The sequence below is a fragment of the Gemmatimonadales bacterium genome (assembly GCA_041390145.1).
Taxonomy (GTDB): Bacteria; Gemmatimonadota; Gemmatimonadetes; order Gemmatimonadales; family GWC2-71-9; genus SPDF01.
The window spans coordinates 288,311-298,253 of sequence record JAWKQM010000003.1 but is presented as its reverse complement, the minus strand read 5'-3'; the positions used below and the strand labels follow the sequence as shown (position 1 = coordinate 298,253).

The 9,943-nt window shown below is 66.0% G+C and carries 6 protein-coding genes and 1 tRNA gene; all 7 read left to right on the top strand.

Going from position 1 to position 9,943, the window contains the following annotated elements:
- Positions 1–2,028: BTAD domain-containing putative transcriptional regulator (locus tag R2910_03400; protein MEZ4412014.1), on the top strand; the 2,028-nt coding region annotated here is incomplete at its 5' end.
- Positions 2,029–2,181: 153 nt separating this feature from the next.
- Complete coding sequence (locus R2910_03395) at positions 2,182–2,472, top strand: hypothetical protein (GenBank protein MEZ4412013.1); 291 nt, start codon at positions 2,182–2,184, stop codon at positions 2,470–2,472.
- A 160-nt stretch (positions 2,473–2,632) separates the two neighbouring features.
- Positions 2,633–2,706, top strand: a tRNA-Pro gene (locus R2910_03390).
- A gap of 92 nt (positions 2,707–2,798) precedes the next feature.
- On the top strand, positions 2,799–5,516 hold the full coding sequence (locus tag R2910_03385; GenBank protein MEZ4412012.1) for an aldehyde dehydrogenase family protein: 2,718 nt from the start codon (positions 2,799–2,801) through the stop codon (positions 5,514–5,516).
- Between the two features lie 315 nt (positions 5,517–5,831).
- A complete protein-coding gene (locus R2910_03380; protein ID MEZ4412011.1) occupies positions 5,832–6,191 on the top strand; it encodes a protein kinase in 360 nt (119 codons plus the stop codon).
- Positions 6,192–8,726: 2,535 nt separating this feature from the next.
- Complete coding sequence (locus R2910_03375) at positions 8,727–8,876, top strand: hypothetical protein (GenBank protein MEZ4412010.1); 150 nt, start codon at positions 8,727–8,729, stop codon at positions 8,874–8,876.
- Positions 8,877–9,097: 221 nt separating this feature from the next.
- Positions 9,098–9,931 (top strand): aldehyde dehydrogenase family protein, encoded by an 834-nt coding sequence (locus R2910_03370; protein MEZ4412009.1) that lies wholly within the window; start codon positions 9,098–9,100, stop codon positions 9,929–9,931.
- Positions 9,932–9,943 lie beyond the last annotated feature (12 nt).

Below are 9,943 nucleotides of genomic sequence, written 5' to 3'. Positions count from 1 at the left end.
GACAGGGAGCGCGCGATCGAGCTCTATGCCGGCCCGTTCCTCGATGGCTTCTTTCTCAGTGATGCGCCCGAGTTTGAGCGCTGGGTCGACCAGGAGAAGGAGCGGTTCCGTCGGGCATGGCGAACGGCACTGACGGCGCTGGCGGTGCAGAAGGGGGCGGCGGGGGAGGCCATCGGAGCCCGGGATGCCTGGCAGCGACTGCTCGCGGACGACCCCTCCGATGCCCGGGCAACTGTCGGGCTGATGGAGGTGCTGGAGACCATGGGTGATCGCGCCGGCGCAATCCGCCAGGCGCGCCTCCACGACATTCTGCTGGCGACCGAGTTTGGTGTCGACCCAGACCCGGCGGTCCAGGTGGTGCTCGAGCGGATCCGTGCAACCAGCGCCGCCGACAGACCGGCCCCGGCGATCGACCAGCCGACCGTCGATGGACCGACTGAGGATTCGAGCGCGACACCCGCCGGGGCCCTCCCCAAACGCACCGTGACTGCCACCGAGTCCCCACCTGGAGGCTGGTGGTCGTGGCCGCGCGCGACGGGACTCGCGGCCGTGGTCCTGGTGATCGCGGCGCTGGGCTGGGTATCCGCGCACAAACTCGCGGGTGAGCCGGTGGAGATTTCCAGCGTGGCCGTGCTCCCCCTGGCCAATCTGACGGGCGACGCAGAAGACGCCTATTTCGTCGCGGGCATGCACGACGCGCTGATCGCGGAATTGGCACAGATCAAAGCGCTGACGGTCTACTCCCGCCAGTCGGTGCTGCGCTACCAGGGCAGCGACAAGTCGTTGCCGGAGGTTGCCAGGGAACTCGGGGTCCAGGCCGTGGTAGAAGGCGCGGTCTTCAGGAGCGGCGACAGTGTGCGCATCACCGTCCAGCTCGTGCGCGCCAGGCCGGAGCAGCACCTCATCTCCAGGACGTTCACCGGTCCGCTGAACCGCGCGCTGGCGCTCCAGGGCGAGGTGGCCCGAGCCGTCGCCGACGCCATGCGGGCCCGCATGACGCCGGCCGTGCGGACCCGCCTGACGAGCGGCCCGACCGTTGATCCCGCGGCCCAGGACGCCTATCTCGAAGGGCTCTATCACCTGGAACGCGCGTCCTACGGACAGATCCTCCCGTACACGGAGCGGCTGTCCCAGTTCCGCCTGGCGATTGCGAAGCTGGAGGAGGCGGTTGCCCGGGATTCCACCTGGGCCAGGGCGTACGCCAAGCTGGCGCTCGCCGACCACTGGCTGGCGAGTTCCGATCCGCGGGAGTCCGACGAGTATTTCCGAAAGTCCAGGGCGTCGGCGCTGCGTGCGCTGGCCCTGGACAGCACGGAATCGCAGGCGTGGGCCTCGCTGGGCTTCGTGCAGTTGATCTACGACTGGGATTGGACGGGGGCGGAGCGATCCATCCAACGGGCAATGGAGCTCGATCCGAATTCGCACCACTGGATCTACGCGCTGTACCTCAAGTCGGCAGGCCGGTATGACGAGGCCATCGCCGAATACCGCAAGGCGGAGGCACGCGATCCGCTGTCCGACCTGCTGAAGGCCCAGATTGTCCGCGCGTATTCATGCGCCGACCGGCACGAGGAGGCGGTCGCCGAGGCTCGACGGCTCCGCGCGCGGGTGGCCGCCGCTGGGGGGGCCGGCGTCAGCGGCGACTCGGTCTGGTTCCTCAGTGTCGCGACAGAGGAATACTCCCTTTCCGGCAGGCACGCCGAGGCGGTCCAGGCGGCGGAGCAGATGGTCAAGCTGACCGACACGCTCGGTTCCGGTAACGCACTCGCGTTCGCGCTGGCGATGGGCGGTCGAGAGGCGGAGGCACGCGCGCTCGTCGCACGGCTGGAGTCGCTCGGCATCGAACCGTGGCCCGCAATCTTCGCCGCGTTGGGAGACACCGCGCGGGCCGTCGAGCTCACCACATCCAGGGTTCGCAAACAGGGGCGCGCCCTGGTGGGTGCGCGATGCTGGCTGATCTATCAGGTGATGCCCGAGGACCCACGACTCCAGGAACTGCTGAAGCCGGTCGGGTTCCCAAATAATTGATACCTGCATGTCCGACGTGGGCGGACTCAGCGCAGAAGTTTGTGGGGCATGCAGCGTTCGCATATTCCGTCTTCCGCGCACCCTCGCCGCTGGTGTATGGTGAAGCGATGGACTGACCTGCCGGATTGTTGTCAACCACGGAGGAGAGGAGAGATGGACCCTTCCAGCTTGATTCCCATTGCCGCGATTGTCCTTGGCGTCCCAGGATTCATCGCGTTCGTGGCGGTGGTTGCCGGTCACGCGCGCAAGATGAAAGAACTGGCGATTCGAGACAAGGAGCTGGAGCTGGGAGGCAGCGATGCGGCGTTGGGCCCAGCGGTCGACGCGTTGAGTGATGATCTGAACCAGATGCGCGCGCAGGTGGCTCAACTCCAGGAACGCGTTGAGTTCGCGGAGCGCTTACTGACCGCGGGGCGCCCGCCAGAGAGCGACAGAAGCAGCTGACCGGCGGACCAGTGGCCGCGGTATCACACCCAACCCATCCGCGACCGATAGACGGCGCTGGCTCCCGCGCCCTACACGAGGTGTCGTAGCACGGTTTCTGACACACCCCGTCTCCGATCAGCTTGGCAGAACGCCCCAACTCGTTATCTTGCAGGTCGTTCGGGGCGTAGCTTAGCCTGGTAGAGCGCCTGCTTTGGGAGCAGGAGGTCCCCGGTTCGAATCCGGGCGCCCCGATGGTCCACCGCGAACCCCGTCTCCATATACGAGGCGGGGTTCGTGCATTCACACACCTTACCGATCGACACCCCGTGCTGTACTGTTACCATATGGCAACAGGCAACGACCGGATACGTCCCTTCCTGCTCCACGGCACACTGCATACCGGCACCGACGCGACCGACATCCGGAGCCCTTACTCCGGCGAGCTGGTCGGCCGGGCCTCGATGGCCGGCCCCCCGGATGTCGAGGCCGCGATTGCCGCCGCCATCGCCGCTGCCCCCGAGGCAGCCGCGCTCCCCTCCCACGCCCGCGCCGCTACCCTCAACCGCATCGTGGCCGCCCTGACCGAACGGCAGGAGGAATTCGCCGCGCTGCTCGCCGCCGAGGCAGGGAAGCCCCTCGCCTTGGCCCGCGCAGAGGTCGGCCGGGCACGATTCGTCTTCCAGCAGGGGGCGGAGGAAGCCACCCGCATGGGCGGGGAGGTGATCCCCATGGATCTCCAGCCCCACGGCGAGGGGTATCAGATCAAGCAATATCCCAGAGGCCCCCATGGCCGACTTCGGCATCGCGCTGGCCCTGATGCCGCCGCCGGTGGCCGGATGACGGAGACCGGTCTCAGCCTCGGCACACCGCACTACATGAGCCCCGAGCAGGCCACCGCCGAGAAAGAGATCACTGCCCGCTCCGATGTGTACTCCTTGGGCAGCGTGCTCTACGAGATGTTGGCAGGGCAGCCGCCGCATCTCGGCGGGTCTGCCCAGCAGATCATCATGAAGATCGTGACCGACACCGCGCGCCCGGTCACGGAGCTTCGGAAGTCGGTGCCCCCGAACGTGGCGGCTGCCGTGGGGAAGTCACTGGAGAAGCTGCCGGCCGACCGGTTCGAGAGCGCGAAGGCGTTTGCGGAGGCGCTACAGAATCAGGGGTTCACGACACAGACCTCGACTGGCAACTCCGCCGAGACGCGCCGGGGCAGCCCCGCTGCCTGGGTGACCTATGCACTCGGCGCCCTCGTGATTCTCCTCGGCGCAGCGGTCGCACTCCGCTGGCCGAGCCCGCCCGCCGCCGGGGTGCCGAAAGGCTTGGTTAGGTTCAGCTTTGTCATTGGCCCAGACACAAGCGCCGAGGCCGCCAGCCCCACGATTCCGAGATTCCGGTCAACCAGGATGGCGTTTTCACCCGATGGCAGAACGCTGGTGTATGCGGCGTCCCGCCCGAACAAGCCATCGGCGCTGTACGAGCACCGGATAGACCTGGACAAGGACATTTTTCTCCTCGAGTCGGACACCGACAACTACTCGCTCCCGGTCTTTTCTCCAGACGGGACGTGGCTGGCATTCGTCCGGACAGACAGTAGTGCCGCGTATCTCGAGCGCATATCGATGAGCGACCATTCGCTCGAGAGGATCGCTTCAGCCCCGGACACCAGAGCCCTCACTGGCCTGAGCTATGGCGACGATGGGACCATCGTTGCAGCGGCGACGGGCCGCCTGTATTGGGTCCCGGCATCGGGCGGTGTATTTGAGCTGCTCGCGGAGGTGGATTCCGCCACGATGCCAGCCACGAGGTGGTTCCAGCCATACCTCCTTCCCGGAAGCAAGACGCTGCTCTTCCACGCCTCACGGTCACTGCAGTCGGAGGACGCGGACATCATGGCGCTTGACCTGGCCACGGACACGCCGCACGTGGTAGTGCCGAATGGCATGAACCCGATCTACATGTCCGGGGGCTACCTCCTCTTCATGCGCGAGGGCACCCTCTGGGGCGTGCGCTTCGATCCTGATCGCGCCGAAGTCCAGGGACAGCCCGTCATGCTGCTCAGTAACGTCATGCACTCGCTGTACGGAGGGAATACGATACTCGAAACGGGCGCGGCGCAGGTCGCCGTGTCCAGCGCCGGCCACCTGGCGTATGCCGCTGGGGGAGTGGGCAAGGGGCGTGTTTCACGGATAGTGGAGCTCACCGTCTCCGGAGACACGACCCCGTTGGCCTTGGAACCACGCGAATGGCATCGCCCTCGCATCTCGCCAGATGGCGCCCGTGTCCTTGTAATGTCCATGCGCGGATGGCAGCAGGAGATCTGGATCCACGATCTGGACCGAGGCATCACCGAGCAGCTCAAGACCGGCGGCAATTCGAACTCGTCGTTCGCTTGGAGTCCTGACGGAGAGTCGGTCGTCTTCAGCTCCGATCGGGATCAGCCAGGTGTGCCTGGCCTCTACCGCATGCCGGCGGATGGAAGTACGCCACCCGAACGCCTTGGCGGTCCGAATGTGCAGGGGCAGGTGCAGGTGTCGGATTGGTCATCTGAGAATGTGATTGTGTATGTGTCGTCTGGCGATATCTGGGTGCTCCCTCCCGACGGCCAGGCCCGGCCGTTCGTCGCCACCTCAGCCGAAGAACGGTGGCCGGCCTTCTCGCCGGACGGCCACTGGATGGTGTACGGCTCGCTCCAGAGCGGGCGTGCTGAGGTGGTGGTACGCCCATATCCAGGCGGTCAAACTGCGACCGTGGTGTCGGCGGGCAACGCTTTCGAGCCATCTTGGTCCCGGGACGGCCGGACAATCTTCTACCATCAAGGCGACTCCCTCATGGCGGTGGACGTGCCCGAGGGCCCGAACTTCCGACCAGGCCGCCCAAGGCTACTCGGTCCATGGAGGGGATGGACCAGTAATCCCATTAGGGGATACGACATCCTTCCGAATGGAGCCTTTCTCAGACAGCTTTGGGATGCCACCGCGGGCCAGCGGGGACCCAGTACTACCTCCCGCATATATGTAATCCTGAATTTCCTGGACGAATTGAAGGAGCGGGTGAAACCGTGAGCCTCGACCGCCTCACCGTTGCCCTCGCCGACCGCTACCGTATCGAGCGGGAGCTGGGGCAGGGGGGCATGGCCACGGTGTACCTCGCCGAGGACCTGAAGCACCAGCGCCGGGTTGCGGTGAAGGTGCTCCGTCCGGAGTTGGCGGCCACCCTTGGTCCCGAGCGATTCGCCCGGGAAATTGCCGTGGCGGCGCGGCTGCTCCATCCGCATCCTCCCGGTGTGCTCGACTCGGCGCGACGCCGACGGCTTCTTCTACTACGTGATACCCTACGGAGACCCTCCGCGACCGTTTGGCACGCTCCGGCGGGTGTAGGTGCCCGACGCGGTGCGGCTCCTGAGCGAAATCGCCGAGGCACTGGCGGTGGCCCACAAGGCGGGCGTGGTGCACCGCGACATCAAGCCGGAGAACATCCTCCTCTCGGCCAAACTCGCCCTGGTCATGGACTTCGGCGTGGCCAAGGCGATGAGCGGAGCCTCAGGCCGCCAGCAGCTCACCACCGCGGGGGTGGCCTTGGGTACGCCCGCCTACGGCCCCGGAGCAAACTCCGCAGACCCGCAGATGGACGGACGGGTGGACATCATGCCTTGGCGTGCTGGGCTACGAGCTGCTCATAGAAGCCACACCCACTTTCCCCGGGCTCAATCCCCAACCAGACCCTCGCGGCGCATGTGACCCAGACGCCGATCCCGGTAGGGCAACAGCGAAGCCGGCCTGTCACAGGCGCTGGAAACGGTGGTGATGAAGTGCCTGGCGAAGCGTAAGCGGGCCGGTTCAGGAACCGCGGACGAGCTGGTGGCGGCGCTGGAGCCGTTGGCCACCTCGAGCGGCGGGATGACGCCGACGCAGACGCGCCCGGTTACAGATTGGCAACCGGAAACGAAGGTGCGACGATGAGGATCGCCCGGTGATCGTCGGTGCCGCAGTCGTGATCCTGGTGGGAGGGATTGGCCTGGCAGGTGCTGCGATCCGGCCGCAATCTCGCCCGCCTGCTCGACTCGGAGACCGGACACGCAGGTCACATTTTCCGGGCGCACCGATAACACCGTCATTTCTTCTGATAGCAAGACCATCGCCTACCGGGTCGAGGAGTGCACGTCTGACGGCTGCACCTATGGAATCGAGGTACGGGAGGTGGGGGGCACCACCGCTCGCCGAGTCCTAGATGGCTCGCGTAGCCCTGTTCGGGTGATTGGATTCAGCCCGGACCGCCGCCTGATTGCATTCACGGGGAACCTGGGTGACGAAGCTCGGGGGTCGGCCTCGTCTCGCTGCTTGGCGGCCCCGCCACTCGGGTTGCCGGGATCGGAAACTTCGACTTCTTCGGCGCCGACTCGATTGTCAAAGTGGAGTTTGGTGGAATCACGTTCGCCGGCGGCGCCCCAACAGGAAGACTCCCCGGATCGATCATGCTGGCCGGGCTCGACGGCGTCGTGCTGGACAGCATACGCGCTAATCGATTCGACAGAGCGTATCTGATCGCAAACGACGTCATGTCGGTTCCCGATTCTCCCTGGTTCATCGTCTTCCTGAGGGATGGAATACAGACACCGCATACCTTCGGATCGTCACCGGGATGGTCGGCGTGTGGCCACCCCATCTGGATATCCTTTCACCAGATGACTGGTGGGAAAAGGCTAGTGCCGACGCACTGTGGCGACTCATCACGGTGGAGCGAAACAAGACCGCGCTAATTCGGACGCCGTTCGACCCCGCACTGGTAGAGCTCTCGGCCACCAGCGACACCTTTATCGGGGTACCGCCAAGTCTTTCCAGTGTCACGCCCGACGTGCGGCCGTGTACTGATCAGCGAGCTCAACGAGCTACAACGTGGAAGGTACTTTCCCAGCATCCACGCGACCTGTTGGACGGCAGCGCCCGGCCGCTGCCCACGTCGCGACGGCGACGTCGAGGCTCCTTGGCCGCATCTCGCCGGATGGTCGGACCGTCCTCGTCACCCGAGACCGTGCGCCGCGGGCCCGGTTCGCGGTTCGCGCGTTCGCGGGAGGCGTGGACGTGCCATTGCCGGGGCGTGCGGTGGTCCGGGCCTACCTGGTGGACTCGATCGCGGTCGCCTACTGGGCGCCAAGGGGGTGGGTCGCAGCTTGGCCTGCTCGACATTCGCACTGGCGCCACGCGCGATACGCTGGACCTCGCAATGCGGTTCAACGAGCGGAGAGTCCCCCGTACAGCGGGGGGGATACAGTCTTACACGCCGTTGGCGCCGCACGGATGGACTTGGATTGCAGACGATGGACGGCTAATGCAGCAGCAGCGTGAAGAGCTGAAACGAGTCCGCGCGCCATCCCGACCCCGGACAACCCTCATCAGGGTCCGGACGATGCTCAACCGCAGACGGGCGACAGCTCATCGTCACCGGGGCGCTCAGCGCCGCGTGGGATTCCAGCCCTCATCGTTATGGGGAGTCGATGCTTGGTACTACCCGATGACCTGGAGCAACGGGCCCGGGGTCTCATACTCCATTGTCGGCAACGCCCCGTTGAGGTCTGTTGCAATCGCGGCTGGACGGCGCGTGTCGCTCCAGCGGGTAGACGCACCTGGACGCTTGGGTTGTTGGTACTTGCCCATACCTGGCATTGTCTCGGCGTCGTTGTCTAACGACTTACAGCGTGCTGTCGTCAGCAGGTCCGAGTATCACGGCGACGCCTGGCTCACGCAGGTGGTCCGGCCTGGCGCGCGGCCTCATACTCTATCGCGTCCGCGCGGTGGGCCACAGGCGGTTGCTGGCCCGGCCAGATAGCGCAATGTCGAACCGCACCCGCACCCAGCCGCGGCGGAATGGTTTGAGCCTCTCGTTATCACTGCAGAAGTCGTTCAGCTGCTGGCCTGTTGGGCGCGCCTGCCTAGGGAATGGAGATCTACCGTTCGAATCAGCCTACACGGTGGCCTGCCGGAACCGTCTCCATATGGGCAGGTTGATCATCACACCACCGATGTACGCCGAGTGCTATTACTGTTCCATAGTATGAGCAGAACGGTGATTCTATGTTACTCATAGCCTCCACGGCGCATGTCACCGGCTGGCTCGACCGGTCATCGGGCCTGCTCCGGCGGCCGGAAGTCACGGCGGAGCCTCGGTGGTAAGGCCCCCGGATTGTCGAGGGCCGCGTTTGCGCCACCGTCGCCGCTGCCCCGAGGAGCAGCCCCCGCGCTCCCCCTACACGCCGCGCCGCTACCCTCAACCGCATCGTGGCTGCCCTGACCGAACGGCGGGAGAATTCCGCCGCGCTGCTCGCCGCCGAGGCGGGAAGCCCTCGCCTTGGCCCGCGCGAAGGTCGGCCGGGCACGGTCGTCTTCCAGCAGGGGGCGGAGGAAGCCACCCGCATGGGCGGGAGGTGATCCCCATGGATCTCCAGCCCCGCGGCGAGGCGCTGGGGAATCACCCGCCGATTTCCTTTCACCCATCAGCCATCACCCCGTTCAACTTTCCGTGCTGCTCGCCGCACACAAGTCAGCATGGGCCATCGCCTGCAGCGCACGATGGTGCTGAAGCCGCCGCCTGCGGGATCGCTCTCGACGCTCCTCCCTGGGTGAACTCCTTTTGCCGAGTGCGGCTATCCATGCGAAACGCGCGTAAGATCGTCCCGTGCACCAACGACGTGGCGGCTCCATTGATCGACGACCCGCGGATCCGGATGGTCACCTTTACCGGCTCCGCCCGCGTCGGATGGGCCATCCGCCAGCGCGCCTACACCAAACGTGTGGCGCTCGAACTGGGCGGCAACGCTGCCGTCATCATCGAGCCCGACGCCGACCTCGACCGCGCCGTCCGCCGCTGCGTGAGCGGCGGATACCTCTACGCAGGCCAATCCTGCATCTCGACCCAGCGTATCCTCGTCCATGCGTCGCTGTACGTCGCGTTCACCGAACAGCTGGTGGCCGCGGTGGGCGCCCTCCGCACCGGCGATCCGCTGGCGGAGACCACTGACGTCGGTCCCATGATCGATGAGGCCAGCGCCGAGCGGGCCGTCCAGTGGATTGCCGAGGCCGCCTCGGCCGGTGCGCGCGTGGCGGTGGGTGGCCGACGCAACGGCGCGGTACTCGAACCCACGGTGGTGCTTGACACCGATGCCACCATGCGCGTCAACTGCGAGGAAGTCTTTGCCCCCGTCACCACCGTCCGGCCGTACACCGACGTCGATGCCGCCATCGCCGAGGTGAACGCGTCGCCGTACGGCATCCAGACGGGAGTGTTTACCCAGGACATGCGGCGCATCCTGCGCGCCTTCGAGCGGCTCGATGTCGGGGGCGTGGTGGTCAACGATGTCCCCGGTTTCCGCGTGGATCACGCCCCGTATGGCGGCGTGAAGGCGTCAGGCCTCGGCAGGGAAGGGGTCCGCTACGCGATGGATGCAATGACCGAACTCAGGCTGCTGGTGCTCGGCGATCACTGACACTCACGCATT